12 protein-coding genes and 1 tRNA gene are annotated in these 15,549 nt (G+C 67.9%); 7 read left to right on the top strand and 6 right to left on the bottom strand.

Annotation, left to right across the window (positions count from 1 at the left end):
- The first annotated feature begins 3 nt into the window (after positions 1–3).
- The 5 genes from QIS96_RS03685 to QIS96_RS03705 all read left to right on the top strand — a co-directional run bounded on the left by QIS96_RS03685 (position 4) and on the right by QIS96_RS03705 (position 5,653).
- Positions 4–1,218, top strand: a complete 1,215-nt coding sequence (locus QIS96_RS03685) for a branched-chain amino acid ABC transporter substrate-binding protein (RefSeq protein WP_282541097.1) — start codon at positions 4–6, stop codon at positions 1,216–1,218.
- A gap of 106 nt (positions 1,219–1,324) precedes the next feature.
- Positions 1,325–2,254, top strand: a complete 930-nt coding sequence (locus tag QIS96_RS03690; RefSeq protein WP_282540882.1) for a branched-chain amino acid ABC transporter permease — start codon at positions 1,325–1,327, stop codon at positions 2,252–2,254.
- Positions 2,255–2,259: 5 nt separating this feature from the next.
- Positions 2,260–4,044: a branched-chain amino acid ABC transporter permease gene (locus tag QIS96_RS03695; RefSeq protein ID WP_282540883.1), complete on the top strand. Its 1,785-nt coding sequence runs from the start codon at positions 2,260–2,262 to the stop codon at positions 4,042–4,044.
- A gap of 5 nt (positions 4,045–4,049) precedes the next feature.
- Positions 4,050–4,940: an ABC transporter ATP-binding protein gene (locus tag QIS96_RS03700; protein WP_282540884.1), complete on the top strand. Its 891-nt coding sequence runs from the start codon at positions 4,050–4,052 to the stop codon at positions 4,938–4,940.
- The gene (locus QIS96_RS03705; RefSeq protein ID WP_282540885.1) at positions 4,937–5,653 is read left to right on the top strand and encodes an ABC transporter ATP-binding protein; all 717 of its coding nucleotides are present in this window, start codon (positions 4,937–4,939) and stop codon (positions 5,651–5,653) included. The genes QIS96_RS03700 and QIS96_RS03705 overlap by 4 nt, the downstream gene beginning before the upstream one ends.
- A gap of 88 nt (positions 5,654–5,741) precedes the next feature.
- Here QIS96_RS03705 and QIS96_RS03710 read toward each other — a convergent pair whose 3' ends face one another.
- Positions 5,742–6,380, bottom strand: coding sequence for an ANTAR domain-containing response regulator (locus QIS96_RS03710; protein ID WP_282540886.1), 639 nt, complete (start codon positions 6,378–6,380; stop codon positions 5,742–5,744).
- A gap of 101 nt (positions 6,381–6,481) precedes the next feature.
- Between QIS96_RS03710 and QIS96_RS03715 the strand changes: the two genes are divergently transcribed.
- Positions 6,482–6,566 (top strand) — tRNA-Leu (locus tag QIS96_RS03715).
- Between the two features lie 81 nt (positions 6,567–6,647).
- Positions 6,648–7,436, top strand: a complete 789-nt coding sequence (locus QIS96_RS03720) for a helix-turn-helix domain-containing protein (RefSeq protein WP_282540887.1) — start codon at positions 6,648–6,650, stop codon at positions 7,434–7,436.
- Between the two features lie 20 nt (positions 7,437–7,456).
- On the opposite strand, the gene pyk is transcribed toward QIS96_RS03720, so the two are convergent.
- From pyk to pepN, 5 genes are all read right to left on the bottom strand, one after another.
- Positions 7,457–8,893 (bottom strand): pyruvate kinase, encoded by a 1,437-nt coding sequence (gene pyk / locus QIS96_RS03725; RefSeq protein WP_282540888.1) that lies wholly within the window; start codon positions 8,891–8,893, stop codon positions 7,457–7,459.
- Between the two features lie 167 nt (positions 8,894–9,060).
- Complete coding sequence (locus QIS96_RS03730) at positions 9,061–9,789, bottom strand: SIMPL domain-containing protein (RefSeq protein WP_282540889.1); 729 nt, start codon at positions 9,787–9,789, stop codon at positions 9,061–9,063.
- A gap of 75 nt (positions 9,790–9,864) precedes the next feature.
- A complete protein-coding gene (locus tag QIS96_RS03735) occupies positions 9,865–11,361 on the bottom strand; it encodes a lysine N(6)-hydroxylase/L-ornithine N(5)-oxygenase family protein (RefSeq protein ID WP_408907116.1) in 1,497 nt (498 codons plus the stop codon).
- The gene (locus QIS96_RS03740) at positions 11,358–12,743 is read right to left on the bottom strand and encodes a pyridoxal phosphate-dependent decarboxylase family protein (RefSeq protein ID WP_282540890.1); all 1,386 of its coding nucleotides are present in this window, start codon (positions 12,741–12,743) and stop codon (positions 11,358–11,360) included. Before QIS96_RS03740 ends, QIS96_RS03735 begins: the two co-directional genes overlap by 4 nt.
- 259 nt (positions 12,744–13,002) lie before the next feature.
- Entirely contained in the window at positions 13,003–15,519 is a 2,517-nt protein-coding gene (gene pepN, locus QIS96_RS03745) for an aminopeptidase N (protein ID WP_282540891.1), read from the bottom strand.
- Positions 15,520–15,549 lie beyond the last annotated feature (30 nt).

Here is a 15,549-nt window from a genome sequence, read left to right on the forward strand (position 1 = left end):
TCCTTGCTCATACTCACCACCGTGCTGACCACCGGGGCACTCACTCTCACCGCCTGCGGATCGCGCGACGAAGGAAAAGGCGGCGGTGACGGAGGCAAGACCACCGTCGTCATCGGCGTCGACGCACCCCTGACCGGTGACCTTTCCGCACTGGGCCTCGGCATCAAGAACTCCGCCGACCTCGCCGTGAAGACCGCCAACAAGGAAGGCACCGTCGAAGGCGTCGAGTTCAAACTCGAAGCCACCGACGACCAGGCCCAGCCTCAGGTCGGCCAGCAGAACGCCCAGAAGTTCATCAGCAACGATGAAGTACTCGGCGTCGTCGGGCCGTTGAACTCCAACGTCTCCCAGTCGATGCAGAAGCCCTTCAACGACGCGGGCCTCGTCCAGGTCTCCCCCGCCAACACCGGCACCGAGCTCACCCAGGGCGACGGCTGGAAGACCGGCGACCGCAAGCGCCCCTTCAAGACCTTCTTCCGCACCGCCACGACCGACCAGGTCCAGGGCGACTTCGCCGCCAAGTACCTCTACAACAAGGCGAAGATCAAGAAGGTCTACCTCATCGACGACCAGAAGACCTACGGCGCCGGCCTCGCCGCGTCCTTCAAGGACACCTTCACCCAACTCGGCGGAAAGATCGTGGACTCCGACCACATCAACCCCGAGGACCGCGACTTCAACGCCGTCGCCACCAAGGTCAAGAACTCCAAGGCCGAAGCCGTCTACTACGGCGGCGAATACCCCGCGGCCGGCCCCCTCAGCCAGCAGATCAAGGACTCCGGCGCCAAGATCCCGCTCATGGGCGGCGACGGCATCTACAGCGCCGACTTCATCAAGCTCAACAAGAAGGCCGCCGGCGACCTGGCCACCTCCGTCGGCAAGCCCGTCGAACTCCTCGACTCCGCCAAGACGTTCATCAAGAACTACAAGGCGGCCGGATACAAGGACGCCTACGAGGCCTACGGCGGCGGCACCTACGACGCCACCTGGTCCATCATCGAAGCCGTCAAGATCGCCGTCGAAGAGAACGACGGAAAGCTCCCCGAAAACGGCCGCGCAGCCGTCCTCGAAGCCATGAGCAAGGTCAAGTTCGAGGGCGTCACCGGAAACGTCTCCTTCGACGAGTACGGCGACACCACCAACACCATGATGACCGCCTACCAGGTCGACGGTAAGGCGTGGAAGCCGGAGTTCAGCGGGGCCTACAAGCCCGAATAAAGAACCCGGCCTCCCGGCCAAGAACGGCATTGACCCAGACCGCGCGGGAGCGCTACGAGCGCTCCCGCGCGGCGCCTTATCCGAACCATTCCACGGAGGCCTTGCGGTGAACGAACTGCCGCAGCAGCTGGCCAATGGACTCATCCTCGGCGCGATGTACGGACTCATCGCGATCGGCTACACGATGGTCTACGGCATCGTCCAGCTCATCAACTTCGCCCACGGCGAGATATTCATGATCGGGGGCTTCGGCGCCCTCACCGTCTACCTCGTACTCCCCGACGGCTTCTCCCTCGCCGCCGCCATCCCCCTCATGATCATCGGCGGCATGATCTGCTCCGTCGCCGTAGGCACCGCAGCCGAACGCTTCGCCTACCGCCCCCTGCGCGGCGCACCACGACTCGCCCCCCTCATCACCGCCATCGGCCTCTCCATCTTCCTCCAGCAGGCCGTCTGGAAGTGGTACCCGGACGCCAAGAAGGACCGTTCCTTCCCGCAGTTCGACGGCGAACCCCTCAGCATCCTCGGCGCCAACATCCAACGAGGCAGCCTCTTCGTCCTCATCGCCGCACCGCTCTGCATGCTCGCCCTCGGCCTCTTCGTCAACAAAACCCGATCCGGCCGCGGCATGCAGGCCACCGCCCAAGACCCTGACACCGCCAAGCTCATGGGCGTCAACACCGACCGCATCATCGTCATGGCCTTCGCCATCGGCGCCGCATTCGCCGCCATCGCAGCCGTCGGATACGGACTCCACAACGGCCAGGTCGGCTTCAAAATGGGCTTCATCCTCGGCCTGAAAGCCTTCACCGCAGCCGTACTCGGCGGAATCGGCAACATCTACGGCGCCATGCTCGGCGGCCTCGTACTCGGCGTCGCCGAATCCCTCGCCACCGGCTACATCGGCGACATCCCCGGAATGGAACTCTTCGGCGGCGGCGCCTGGAAGGACGTCTGGGCCTTCACCCTCCTCATCCTCGTACTGCTACTCAGGCCACAAGGCCTGCTCGGCGAACGCGTCGCGGACAGGGCGTGATACCCATGACCACCAAAACCCCTGCCCAGCAGCCCACTTCGCTGCTCCCCCTGCCCGCAACCGCAGCCCGCACCGGCGTCCTCGCCGGCGCCGCGCTCGCCCTCGCCGGCACCTTCCTCGCCTGGACCTGGACCGAGGAATTCCCCGGCAACCTCACCGTCACCGGCTACCCCGGCGGCCTGCAGGTCCTCACCCTCGTCGGCGCCACCCTCACCGCCCTCTTCACCCTCTCCGGCATGGGCATCCGCGGCCTCACCTGGCTCACCCCCGCCGGCAAGAGCAGCCCCGTCCTGCTCACCGCACTCGGCGTACTCGGCACCACCCTCTACGCCATCGCCGCGATCTCCGTACAGCTCGGCGGCATCATCAACCTCGAACCGGGCGCCTGGGTCTCCGGCGTCGGCGCACTCATCGCCGTCATCGCCGCCCTCGGCCTCCCCCACGACCTGCCGGCCGAGGAAGACACCACCGGCGCCTGGGCCCGCTTCAAGCACGCCCTCAAGGCACCCCCCGCACCACGCGCCAAGGAACTGCCCAACTGGGCCGAAATCCTCATCATCACCGCCGCGTTCGGCATCGGCCTCTACGTCTTTGCCTACGGCATCGACGCCTACTCCGAACTCTTCGTCGGCTTCCTCATCACCGTCGCCCTCGTCGCCCCCGCCGTGTTCCGCGCAGGCCTCATCGCCCGCCTCAACCGGCTCACCGCGAAGCACCGCACGATCACCCTCACCGCAGCACTGATCGCCGCCGCCTGCTTCCCCTTCACACAGACCGACGAGTCGTACGCCCTCATCGGCGCCAACATCCTCATCTTCGCGACCGTCGCCCTCGGCCTGAACGTCGTCGTCGGCCTCGCCGGACTCCTCGACCTCGGATACGTCGCCTTCCTCGGCGTCGGCGCCTACACCGCCGCACTCGTATCCGGATCACCCCAGTCCACCTTCGGCGTCCAATTCCCCTTCTGGGCCGCCGTATTGGTCGGCGCCGCCGCCTCCCTCATCTTCGGCGTCCTCATCGGCGCCCCCACCCTGCGGCTCCGCGGCGACTACCTCGCCATCGTCACCCTCGGCTTCGGCGAGATCTTCCGCATCACCATGAACAACCTCAACGGCAGCGCGGGCCCCGACATCACCAACGGCTCCCAAGGCATCCCGAACATTCCCGACCTCGAACTCTTCGGATTCAACTTCGGAATGCCCCACGAGATCGCCGGATTCACCCTCGGCCGATCCGGCAACTACTACCTCCTGATGCTGCTCTTCACCGCAGTCGTCGTCATGGTCTTCCGACGCTCCGGAGAATCCCGCATCGGCCGCGCCTGGGTCGCCGTACGCGAGGACGAAACCGCCGCAACCGCCATGGGAATCAACGGATTCCGCGTCAAACTCATCGCCTTCGCCCTCGGCGCCACCCTCGCCGGATTCGCCGGCACGGTCCAGGCACACGTCTCCTACAGCATCACACCGGAGCAGTACCTCTTCGCCAACACCGTGCCCCCGAACTCAGCGTTCCTCCTCGCCGCAGTCATCCTCGGCGGAATGGGCACCATCAGCGGACCGCTCATCGGCGCCGCCCTGCTCTACCTCATCCCCGCCAAACTCCAGTTCCTCGAGGACTTCCAACTCCTCCTCTTCGGACTCGCCCTCATCCTCCTCATGCGATTCCGCCCAGAAGGCCTCGTCGCCAACAAGCGCGCCCAACTCGAATTCCACGAGACCGGCCAACTCGACGTACCAGACCAACGACTCCCCGACGACGCCGTCGGCACCGCCAAGGCGGGGGCGTGACCACCATGACGACGACCACAAACACCACCGTCCTCGAAGCCAAAGACGTCACCATGCGCTTCGGCGGACTCACCGCCGTACGCTCCGTCGGCCTCACTGTCAACAGCGGCGAGATCGTCGGCCTCATCGGCCCCAACGGCGCAGGCAAAACCACCTTCTTCAACTGCCTCACCGGCCTGTACGTCCCCACGGAAGGCACCGTCGCCTACAAAGGCACCGTCCTCCCCCCGAAACCCCACCTCGTCACCAGCGCCGGCATCGCCCGCACATTCCAGAACATTCGGCTCTTCGCCAATATGACCGTCCTGGAAAACGTCCTCGTCGGCCGTCACACCCGCACCAAAGAAGGCCTCTGGTCGGCCCTCCTCCGCGGCCCCGGATTCAAGAAAGCCGAAGCCGCATCCCACGAACGAGCCATGGAACTCCTGGAGTTCATCGGCCTCGCCCACAAAGCCGACCACCTCGCCCGCAACCTCCCGTACGGCGAACAGCGCAAACTCGAGATCGCCCGCGCCCTCGCCAGCGAACCCGGCCTCCTCCTCCTCGACGAACCCACCGCGGGCATGAACCCCCAAGAGACCCGCGCCACCGAAGAGTTGGTCTTCGCCATCCGCGACCAAGGCATCGCCGTCCTGGTCATCGAGCACGACATGCGGTTCATCTTCAACCTCTGCGACCGCGTCGCCGTACTCGTACAAGGCGAAAAACTCGTCGAAGGCACATCCGACGTCGTGCAAGCCGACGAACGCGTCGTCGCCGCCTACCTCGGCACCCCCTTCGAAGGCGCACCGGGCGACGAAGAAGTAGCCGAAGTCGAAGCAGCCGAAGCCGCCCAGGAAACCCCCTCCGCAAAAGCAGCACCCAGCACCGACACCCGCACGGAGGACGACCAGTGACCGCACTACTGGAAGTCGAGGACCTCAGGGTCGCCTACGGCAAGATCGAAGCCGTCAAAGGCATCTCCTTCACCGTCGAAGCCGGCCAGGTCGTCACCCTCATCGGCACCAACGGCGCGGGAAAAACCACCACACTGCGCACCCTTTCCGGACTGCTCAAGCCGCTCTCCGGAAAAATCACCTTCGACGGGAAACCCCTCAACGGCGTCCCCGCCCACAAAATCGTCGCCATGGGCCTCGCCCACTCCCCCGAAGGCCGGCACATCTTCCCGCGCCTCACCATCACCGACAACCTCCGCCTCGGCGCCTATCTCCGCGACGACAAAGAGGGCATCGAAAAGGACATCCAGCGGGCCTACGACCTCTTCCCGATCCTCGGCGAACGAAGGAAGCAGGCCGCGGGAACACTCTCCGGCGGCGAGCAGCAAATGCTCGCCATGGGCCGCGCCCTGATGTCCCAGCCGAAACTGCTCATGCTCGACGAACCCTCCATGGGCCTCTCCCCGATCATGATGCAGAAGATCATGGAGACCATCGTCGAGCTGAAGTCCCAGGGCACGACGATCCTGCTCGTCGAACAGAACGCCCAGGCCGCACTCTCACTCGCCGACCACGGACACGTCATGGAAATCGGCAAGGTCGTCCTCTCCGGCACCGGACAGGACCTCCTCCACGACGAATCCGTACGCAAGGCGTACCTCGGCGAGGACTGAGCGCACAGCTGCTCGTACGCGGCGGAGGCCCGCACCCGGAACTCGGGTGCGGGCCTCCGCCGCGTACGAAGAGAAAACCAGCGAACTGCTACTTCGCCTTCTTCTCCTCGGAATCCTCGATGACGGCCTCCGCCACCTGCTGCATCGACATCCGACGGTCCATCGACGTCTTCTGGATCCAGCGGAACGCGGCCGGCTCCGTCAGGCCGTACTCCGTCTGCAGAATCGACTTCGCACGGTCCACGAGCTTCCGCGTCTCCAGACGCTGCGAAAGGTCCGCGACCTCCCGCTCCAGCGTCTTCAACTCCGTGTACCGGGACACGGCCATCTCGATCGCCGGAACGACATCGCCCTTGCTGAACGGCTTCACCAGGTACGCCATCGCACCCGCGTCCCGCGCACGCTCCACGAGGTCGCGCTGCGAGAACGCCGTCAGCATCAGGACCGGCGCGATGGACTCCTCGGTGATCTTCTCGGCCGCCGAGATGCCGTCGAGCACCGGCATCTTCACGTCCAGGATCACCAGGTCGGGGCGGTACTCACGGGCCAGCTCGATGGCCTTCTCCCCGTCACCCGCCTCACCGACGACGGAGTACCCCTCCTCCTCGAGCATCTCTTTGAGGTCGAGACGGATCAGCGCCTCGTCCTCGGCGATGACGACACGGGTCGTCAGCGGAGGCACGTGCGACTGGTCGTCGTCGGGCTGGGGCGACTCGGGGGCGGTCACGTGTGGGCTCCTCGTTCGGGCCGGGCAGGTCGTGCTGCTATGCAGCCTACCTAGGGGCGGGGCGACGCAGAGACCCGGTACACTTCCGGGCAGCAAGTCACGCCGGGTTGGTGGAATCGGTATACACACGGTCCTCAAAAGACCGCGCTTCACGGCATGCGGGTTCGAGTCCCGCACCCGGCACCAACTCTCAAGCGGAGGTTCACGTTCGCGTGAACCTCCGCTTTTTGCTGTGCAAAGTCACCCTCGGTCACGCACTGTGGTCACATGCACCAACACAGCACATCAGTTCGACAACGGGCGCTCTCGTTACTCCGGGGCGGAGCCAAGAACGCGGACGTGTCCCGGGAGCTCAACATCCCCTTGGGGACGATCTCGTACTGGAAGCACGTTGACCGCGCCAAGCGTGGCGAGTGTCCCGGCGCCCATAATCCACTGTGTCCACGCTGCGACGGACGCCCGCTGGACGCGGCCGCGTACTCGTACCTCCTGGGCCAGTACCTGGGCGACGGCCACATCAGCCACTACTCGGGACACCGCGTACCGAGCCTCATGATCACCGCCGCCGACGCATGGCCAGGCATCGCCAACGAGACCGAGGCCGCCATGCGCAAGGTCTTCCCGGACAACGGCGTCCACCGCCTACAGCGCACGGGATGCCAGAACATCAAGGTCTACTCGAAACACCTGACCTGTCTGTTCCCCCAGCACGGCCCCGGCAAGAAGCACGAGCGCAAGATCGCCCTGGAGCCTTGGCAGCAGGAGATCGTCGACGCGCACCCCTGGGAGTTCGTACGCGGACTGATCCATTCCGACGGGTGCCGGATCACCAACTGGACGACGCGGATCGTCGCCGGAGTACGTAAGCGCTATGAGTACCCGAGGTACTTCTTCACCAACGTCTCCGACGACATCCGGAAGCTCTTCACGGACACCCTGGACCGCCTCGGCGTGGAGTGGGCGCACTGCGCACGGAACGGAAACCCGTACAACACCTCGGTGGCCCGAAAAGCCTCAGTGGCCCTCATGGACGCCCACATAGGCCCCAAGTACTGAACACCCCCGCCCCCGAACCCCTACTTGGGGCTGTCGTCCTCGCCGATGTGGTGGACGCGGACCAGGTTTGTGGAGCCGGGGACTCCGGGGGGTGAGCCGGCGGTGATGACGACGATGTCGCCCTTCTCGCAGCGGCCGATCTTCAGGAGCTGCTCGTCGACCTGGGCCACCATCGCGTCGGTGGAGTCGACGTGCGGGCCGAGGAAGGTCTCCACGCCCCAGGTGAGGTTGAGTTGGGAGCGGGTGGCCGCGTCGGGGGTGAAGGCGAGGAGGGGGATCGGGGAGCGGTAGCGCGAGAGGCGTTTGACGGTGTCGCCGGACTGGGTGAAGGCGACGAGGAATTTCGCGCCGAGGAAGTCGCCCATTTCGGCGGCTGCTCGGGCGACTGCGCCGCCTTGGGTGCGGGGCTTGTTGCGTTCGGTGAGGGGTGGGAGGCCCTTGGCGAGAATGTCTTCCTCGGCGGCGGCGACGATGCGGGACATCGTCTTCACAGTTTCGACGGGGTGTTTGCCGACGCTGGTCTCGCCGGAGAGCATCACGGCATCGGTGCCGTCGATCACCGCGTTCGCCACGTCTGATGCTTCCGCCCTGGTGGGGCGGGAGTTGTCGATCATCGAGTCGAGCATCTGGGTGGCGACGATGACGGGTTTGGCGTTGCGCTTGGCGAGTTTGATGGCGCGCTTCTGGACGATCGGGACTTGTTCCAGGGGCATTTCGACGCCGAGGTCGCCGCGGGCGACCATGATGCCGTCGAAGGCGGCGACGATGTCGTCGATGTTGTCGACGGCCTGGGGTTTTTCGACCTTGGCGATGACGGGGAGGCGTCGGCCTTCCTCGTCCATGATGCGGTGGACGTCTTCGATGTCGCGGCCGCTGCGGACGAAGGAGAGGGCGATGATGTCGGCGCCGGTGCGCAGGGCCCAGCGGAGGTCTTCGACGTCCTTCTCGGAGAGTGCGGGGACGGAGACGGCGACGCCGGGGAGGTTGAGGCCCTTGTGGTCGGAGACCATGCCGCCTTCGATGACGGTGGTGTGGACGCGGGGGCCGTTCACGGCGGTGACTTGGAGGGTGACTTTGCCGTCGTCGACGAGGATGCGTTCGCCGGTGGTGACGTCGGCGGCGAGGCCTTCGTAGGTGGTGCCGCAGGTCTGGCGGTCGCCTTGGACGCCTTCTTCGACGGTGATGGTGAATTCGTCGCCGCGTTCAAGGAGTACGGGGCCTTCGGTGAAGCGGCCGAGTCGGATCTTCGGGCCTTGAAGGTCGGCGAGGATGCCGACGCTGCGGCCGGTTTCTTCGGCGGCTTCTCGGACTCTTTTGTAGCGTTCCTCGTGTTCGGCGTAGGTGCCGTGGCTGAGGTTGAAGCGGGCTACGTCCATTCCGGCTTCGACCAGTGCCTTGATCTGGTCGTAGGAGTCGGTGGCGGGGCCCAGGGTGCAGACGATTTTTGCTCGGCGCATGGTTCGACCCTAGGGCTTACCGGTGGGTAGAGATTTGGTGTGGCGTGACTGCTCAACAACCTTTGCATGAAGGGTTATTGACAACTGTTGAATTGTGCGTGCTGTTGCTCTGATGAGCGCTCGGACGGTGAATACGGATGCTCATTCGGGCGGTTCAGAGTCGCGGTTCAGAGTCGGGGTGGGGCCATGGTGAAGCGGGCGTTGACGTTGGCGTGGACGGTCTGGCGTTCGGGTTCGAGGTCGAGGGGTGGGGCGCCGGCGGCTTCCGGGCTTCCGTAGGCCATGCTGCGGGCGCCGCCGGGTGCGGGCGGGAAGGGCGGGAGGGAGTTGTCGACGCCGATATCGGCGATGTCGATGAGTCCGGTGAGGTGGGTGTTGAGGGCGTCGGCATATTCGCGGGCGCGTTGGACGGCTTCGTGGACGGCTTGGCGGCGGGCGTGGGCGTGGGCGGGTGAGGCGGGGCGGAGGCTCCAGTAGGGGCCTTCGACGCGGGTGAGGTCGAGGTCGGCGAGGCGGGTGGTGAGTTCGCCGAGTGCGGTGAAGTCGGAGAGTTCGACGGTGATGTGGACGCGGCCCTGGTAGGCGCGGATGCGTTCGCCGCGGCCTTTGTCGGCGAGTTGGGGGCTGATGGAGAAGGCGCCGGTTTCGAGTTTTTCGATGGCTTGGCCGTAGCTCCTGATGAGGTGGAGTGCGGTGTTGTTGCGGTGGGTGAGGTCGTCGAGTGCGGTGCGGCGGTCGCGGCCGCGGGCGGTGACGGTGACGGTGATGCGGGCGATCTCGGGGTCGACTTCGATGCGGGCTTCGCCGCGTACGGCGACGCGGGGCGCGTCGGCGAGGGAGGGGGTGGCTGATGTGGCGGGTGTGACGGGTGTGTTGGGTGTGTTTGAGGTGGTCATGGGGTCACTCTTGCATCCGTCGCGGCTGGGTGGGAGTGATCCGCGCTGATCGCATCGCGGAGTGCGGGACGGGCGTCAGCCTTTGAGGTGGACGAGGGTGCCGTGGCTGCCGTCGGGGCCTGGCGGAGTGCGCTCTCCTCGGGGTCCGGGGAGGCCGAAGGTGGTGAAGGCGGTGCGGGTGGGGAGCGGGTAGGGGGTGGCTCCGGTGAGGGCGTTGAGGATGGTGGCGCTGCGCCAGGCGGCGAGGCCGAGGTCGTGGGCGCCGGCTCCGTGGGTGTGGCGTTCGGCGTTCTGGACGTAGATGTTGCTGCCGGTGCGGGTGATGGCGGGGTCGAGGGCGAGTCGGTAGCAGGAGTCGATGCGGGGGCGGCCGGTGTCGTCGCGGTGGAGGTGGGGGTCCAGGGCGGCGAGGAGTTGGTCGAGGGGGCGTTCGCGGTAGCCGGTGGCGAGGATGACGGCGTCGGTGGTGAGGCGGCTGCGGGTGGCCTGCTCGGCGTGTTCCAAGTGGAGTTCGATCTTGGTGCCGGCGAGGCGGCCTGCGGTGCGGACGGTGACGCCGGGGGTGAGGGTGGCGTCGGGCCAACCGCCGTCGCGGGTGCGGCGGTAGAGCTCGTCGTGGATGGCGGCGAGGGTGTCGGCGTCGACGCCTCGGTGGAGCCGGCCCTGGCCGGGGGCGAGGCGGTCGCGTACGGCCTCGGGGAGGGCGTGGAAGTGGCGGGTGTGGTCGGGGGTGAGGTGTTCGAGGCCGAGTGCGGAGTGCTCCCTCAGGGCGAAGGCCTCGGTGCGGGCGAGCCAGTGGAGTTTTTCGTGGCGTGCGGGGCGGGCGCGGAGCAGGTCGAGGAAGATCTCGGCGCCGGACTGGCCTGAGCCGATGACGGTGATGTGGTCGGCGGTGAGGAGGCGTTCGCGGTGGGTGAGGTAGTCGGCGGCGTGGATGACGGGGACGGTGGGGGCGTCGGCGAGGGGGCGTAGGGGTTCGGGGACGTAGGGGGCGGTGCCGACGCCGAGTGCGAGGTTCTTGGTGTGGGTGCGGCCGAGGGCTTCGGCTTCTCCGTCGGCGTCGAGTTGGGTGAAGTCGACCTCGAACAGGGCGTGTTGGGGATTCCAGCGGACGGCGTCGACCTGGTGGGAGTAGTGGAGTGCGGGGAGGCGGTCGCTGACCCAGCGGCAGTAGGTGTCGTAGTCGGCGAGGGGGATGCGGTGCTGTTCGCCGAAGTAGAAGGGGTAGAGGCGCTGTTGGTCGCGTAGGTGGTTGAGGTACGACCAGGGGCTGGTGGGGTCGGCGAGGGTGACGAGGTCGGCGAGGTGGGGGACTTGGAGGTGGGCGTCTTCGAGGAGTTGGCCGGGGTGCCAGTGGAAGGCGGGGCGCTGTTCGTAGAAGGCGGTGACCAGGGGTTGGAGGTGTTGGGGGAGGCCGTGGGCGAGGGCGGCGAGGGAGAGGTTGGCGGGGCCGATGCCGATGCCGACGAGGTCTCGGGGTGTTCCGGGTGCCGTGGGCGGGGTGCTGGGTGCGGTGGCTCTCGTCGGGTTCGGGGGCTTGGCGCTCATCGGGTTTGGGGGTGTGGCGCTCATCGGGAGGTGTGTCCTTCCACCAGCTTCAGGAGTCCGGCGAGGTCGCCGGGGCGGGTGTGCGGGTTGAGCAGCGTGGCCTTGAGCCAGAGCCGGCCGCCGAGGTGGGCGCGGCCGAGTACGGCGTGGCCGCCGGTGAGGAGGTTGAGGCGGATCTTGGCGATGTGGGGGTCGCTGAGGTGGTGGGGCCTGAAGAGGACGGTGCTGAGGGTGGGGCGGGCGTAGAGCTCGAAGCGGGGGTGGCTGTCGACGGTGCGGGCGAATTCGGAGGCGAGGTCGCAGACCTGGTCGACGAGTTCGCCGATGCCGGTGCGGCCGAGGGCGCGCAGGGTGGTGGCGATCTTGAGGATGTCGGGGCGTCGGGTGGTGCGCAGGGAGCGGTCGAGGAGGTCGGGGAGTCCGGCGCGGGTGTCGTCGTCGGCGTTGAGGTAGTCGGCGTGGTGGGCGAGGGTGCGGGTCTCGCGGGGGTCGCGGACGCTGAGGAGTCCGGCGGCGACGGGTTGCCAGCCGAGTTTGTGCAGGTCGAGGGAGACGGTCTGGGCGCGGTCGAGGCCTTGGAGGAGGTGTCGGCGGCGGTCGCTGAAGAGCAGGGTGCCGCCGTATGCGGCGTCGACGTGGAGGCGGGCGCCGTGGTGTTCGCAGACGTCGGCGAGGGCGGGCAGGGGGTCGATGTGCCCGGCGTCGGTGGTGCCGGCGGTCGCTGCCACGAGGACGGTGTCGGTGGACAGTTCGACGAGCGTCTCGTTGAGCGCGGCGGGGTCGAGGGTGCCGGTGGGGGTGGGCACGGTGACGGGTTCGGGCATGCCGAGGAGCCAGGCGGCGCGCTGCAGGGAGTGGTGGGCGTTGTCGCCGGTGACGAGTTGCAGGGGTGCGGGGGCGTGGTGTTCGCGGGCGAGGAGGAGGGCGAGGTGGTTGGACTCGGTGGCGCCGGTGGTGACGAGTGCGGTGGCGGTGGGGCGCAGGCCGGGGTGGACGAGGTCGGCGAGGGCGTCCGTGACGAGGGTTTCGAGGGTGGAGGCGGCGGGGGCCTGGTCCCAGGAGTCCATGGACGGGTTGAGTGCGGACGCGGCGAGGTCGGCGGCGGTGGCGACGGCGAGGGGCGGGCAGTGCAGGTGGGCGGCGCAGAGCGGGTCGGCGGGGTCGGCGGCGCCTTCGGCGAGGAGGCGGACGACGGTGGCGAGGGCTTCTTCGTCGCCGGTGCCGTGTTCGGGGAGGGGGTCGCCGAGGGTGCGTCGTACGTGGTCGGTGACGGCGGTGGGGCCGCCGGCAGGGAGGGGGCCGGGGCGGGCGGCGGTGCCTTCGTGGAGTGCGGTGAGGACGGTGTCGAGGAGGGGGCGGAGGTGGGTGGGGCCGGTGGGGCCGGAGGCGAGGGGTGCGGTGGGCATGGGGTCCCTTCGGGTGCGGGGGCTTGGCCGGTCGTTACGGCCGGGCCGTGTCCGTCAGCTCAACGAGCTGGACCCGAATGGGGTATCTGTGCGTGGGGGAGGGCAGGGGTTTTGTCCCCTACCCGCCCCTTCCCGTAACTGGGGCTCCGCCCCAGACCCCTCCCCCAAGCTCTCAGCTTCGCTCGAGCAGGGGGGACCCCCATCTCAAACGCCGGAGGGGCTGAATTTTGCGAGCTCGGCGAAATGCTGCGGGTCGAGGCTAGGAAACAGCGCGTACCCGCAACGCCCTTTCCAGGTCGTCCAGTTGGTCGACCAGCTTCCTCCGCAGCGACGGCGGCGGGTTGTCGCGGTCCAGGCAGGTGCGGCCGAGGTCGAGGGTGGTGTCGGTGACCGCGACGGCGGGGAAGGCCCAGCGGCCTGCGGCGTCGCCGATGGCGGGGCCGCGGCGGGCGGCGACGGTGAGGGCGGCGTCGTAGTAGCGGGGGATGTAGTCGCGTACGAGGTCGAGTTGTTCGGGTTGCCAGAAGCCCTGGGCGGTGGCGGTGAACAGGTAGTTGGAGAGGTGGTCCTCGTCGAACATGGCGCGCCAGGCCTCGGCCTTGGCGACGGGGTCGGGCAGGGCGGCGCGGCAGCGGGCGGCGCCTTCCTGGCCGGTGGCGCTGGGGTCCTGGGCGAGTTCGGCCTCGATGACGGCGTCGTCGACGGCGCCGAGTACGCAGAGGCGACCGAGGATGCGCCAGCGGAGTTCGGGGTCGAGTTCGGGGCCGCCGGGGACGCTGCCGGAGTCGAACCAGTCGCGGATGGTGTCGGGTTGGGCGGCGGCGGAGATGAAGTGGCGTACGGCGGTGAGGCGCAGGCCGGGGTTGGAGCCGTCCTCGGTGCGGCGGATGAGGTCACGGCACAGGTCGGTGAGGGTGGCGAGGGCGGCGGGGCGTTCGGTCGCCGGGAGGTAGCGGTCGACGACGTGGGCGGCGGTGAAGGCGAGGACGCCCTGGACGAGGGCGAGGTCGGCTTCGCCGGGGAGGTGGGCGCGGGCGGCCTCCAGGTAGGCGGCGGGCGGGAGTTCGCCGTCGCGTACGGCGTCACGGAGGGCGTTCCAGACGACGGCTGAGGTGAGGGGTTCGGGGAGGTGGGAGAGGCCGGTCTTGAGGGTGGTGAAGGAGTGCTCGTCGAAGCGGATCTTGGCGTAGGTGAGGTCGCCGTCGTTGAGGACGATCAGGTCGGGTCGGCGGCCGGTGAGTTGCCGCGCGTGGACCTGCGTGGCGTCGGCGGGGATGTCGACGTCGAAGCGTTCGCGCAGGTGGAGGCCTGCGGCGGCGGTGGCGGTGGAGAGGGAGACGGTGCCGTAGAGGCCGACGGTGACGTGGTGGGGGCGGTTGCCGTCGTGGTGGACGGTGAGTTGCCATCCGTCGTCGGTCTCGCTCAGCGCGGGTGTGAGGGTGTCGATGCCGGTGGTGCCGAGCCAGGCGCGGGCCCAGGCGTGGACGTCGCGGTCGGTGTGGGCGGCGAGGTTGTCGAGGAAGTCGGCGAGGGTGGCGTTGGCGAACTTATGCCGCTTGAAGTGGGTGTTGATGCCGGCGAGGAAGTCGTCCTCGCCGAGCCAGGCGACGAGTTGGCGCAGCGCGGAGGCGCCCTTGGCGTAGGAGATGCCGTCGAAGTTGAGGTCGGCGGTCGCCGTGTCGGGGACGAGTTCCGGGTCGGGGGCGACGGGGTGGGTGGAGGGGCGCTGGTCGGCGTCGTAGCCCCAGGGTTTGCGGGTGATGCCGAAGTCGGTCCAGGTGTCGGTGAAGCGGGTGGCTTCGGCGGTGGTCTGGTAGCCCATGTACTCGGCGAAGGACTCGTTCAGCCAGATGTCGTCCCACCACTGCAGGGTGACGAGGTCGCCGAACCACATGTGGGCCATCTCGTGGGCGATGACCATGGCGCGGGTCTGGCGTTCGGTGTCGGTGACGGCGGAGCGGTAGACGAACTCGTCGCGGAAAGTGACGAGTCCGGGGTTCTCCATGGCGCCGGCGTTGAACTCGGGCACGAAGGCCTGGTCGTACGAGTCGAAGGGGTACGGCTCGTCGAACTTCTCGTGGTAGCGGTCGAAGCAGCCGCGGGTGACGTCGAGGAGTTCCTCGGCGTCGGCCTCCAGGTGCGGGGCGAGGGAGCGGCGGCAGTGCAGGCCGAAGGGCAGGCCGCGGTGTTCGGTGCGGATGGAGTGGTACGGGCCTGCGGCGATCGCGGCGAGGTAGGTGGAGATCGGCGGGGTCTCGGCGATCTGCCACTGGCCGGGGGCGGTTTCGGTGGCGATGCCGTTGCCGAGGACGGTCCAGCCTTCGGGGGCGGTGACGGTGAACGCGAAGCGGGCCTTGAGGTCGGGCTGGTCGAAGCAGGGGAAGATCCGCTGGGCGTCGTCCATGCAGGCCTGGGTGTAGAGGTACGTCTCGCCGTCGGTGGGGTCGGTGAAGCGGTGCATGCCTTCGCCGGTGCGGGAGTAGCGCATGGCGGCGTCGATGTGCAGTTCGTGCGGGCCCGCGGTGAGGGTGGGCAGGGGGAGGCGGCCGCCGGTGTGGGTGGCGGGGTCGAGGGGGTGTCCGTCGAGGGACGCGGAGCGCAGGGTTTCGGCTTTGAGCTCGATGAAGGTGTCGCCGTCCGCGCGGGTCGTGAAGTGGATCACGGTGCGGGTGTTGAACGTTTCGCCTTCGGCGGTGAGGTCGAGGTGGACCTCGTACCGCTGGACTTCGATGAGCTCGGCTCGGGTTTGCGCTTCGTTGCGCGTGAGTACGGACATGGCTTCATGCTGCACGATGCTGTTCTGTTG

This window comes from Streptomyces cavernicola (genome assembly GCF_029968035.1).
GTDB classification, from domain to species: Bacteria; Actinomycetota; Actinomycetes; order Streptomycetales; family Streptomycetaceae; genus Streptomyces; species Streptomyces cavernicola.

Coding starts and splice junctions, on each gene's coding strand:
- QIS96_RS03695 (WP_282540883.1), top strand. CDS start 2,260: ATGACCACCAAAACCCCTGCCCAGCAGCCCACTTCGCTGCTCCCCCTG.
- QIS96_RS03700 (WP_282540884.1), top strand. CDS start 4,050: ATGACGACGACCACAAACACCACCGTCCTCGAAGCCAAAGACGTCACC.
- QIS96_RS03720 (WP_282540887.1), top strand. CDS start 6,648: ATGCACCAACACAGCACATCAGTTCGACAACGGGCGCTCTCGTTACTC.
- pyk (WP_282540888.1), bottom strand. CDS start 8,893: ATGCGCCGAGCAAAAATCGTCTGCACCCTGGGCCCCGCCACCGACTCC.
- QIS96_RS03730 (WP_282540889.1), bottom strand. CDS start 9,789: ATGACCACCTCAAACACACCCAACACACCCGTCACACCCGCCACATCA.
- QIS96_RS03735 (WP_408907116.1), bottom strand. CDS start 11,361: ATGAGCGCCACACCCCCAAACCCGATGAGCGCCAAGCCCCCGAACCCG.
- QIS96_RS03740 (WP_282540890.1), bottom strand. CDS start 12,743: ATGCCCACCGCACCCCTCGCCTCCGGCCCCACCGGCCCCACCCACCTC.
- pepN (WP_282540891.1), bottom strand. CDS start 15,519: ATGTCCGTACTCACGCGCAACGAAGCGCAAACCCGAGCCGAGCTCATC.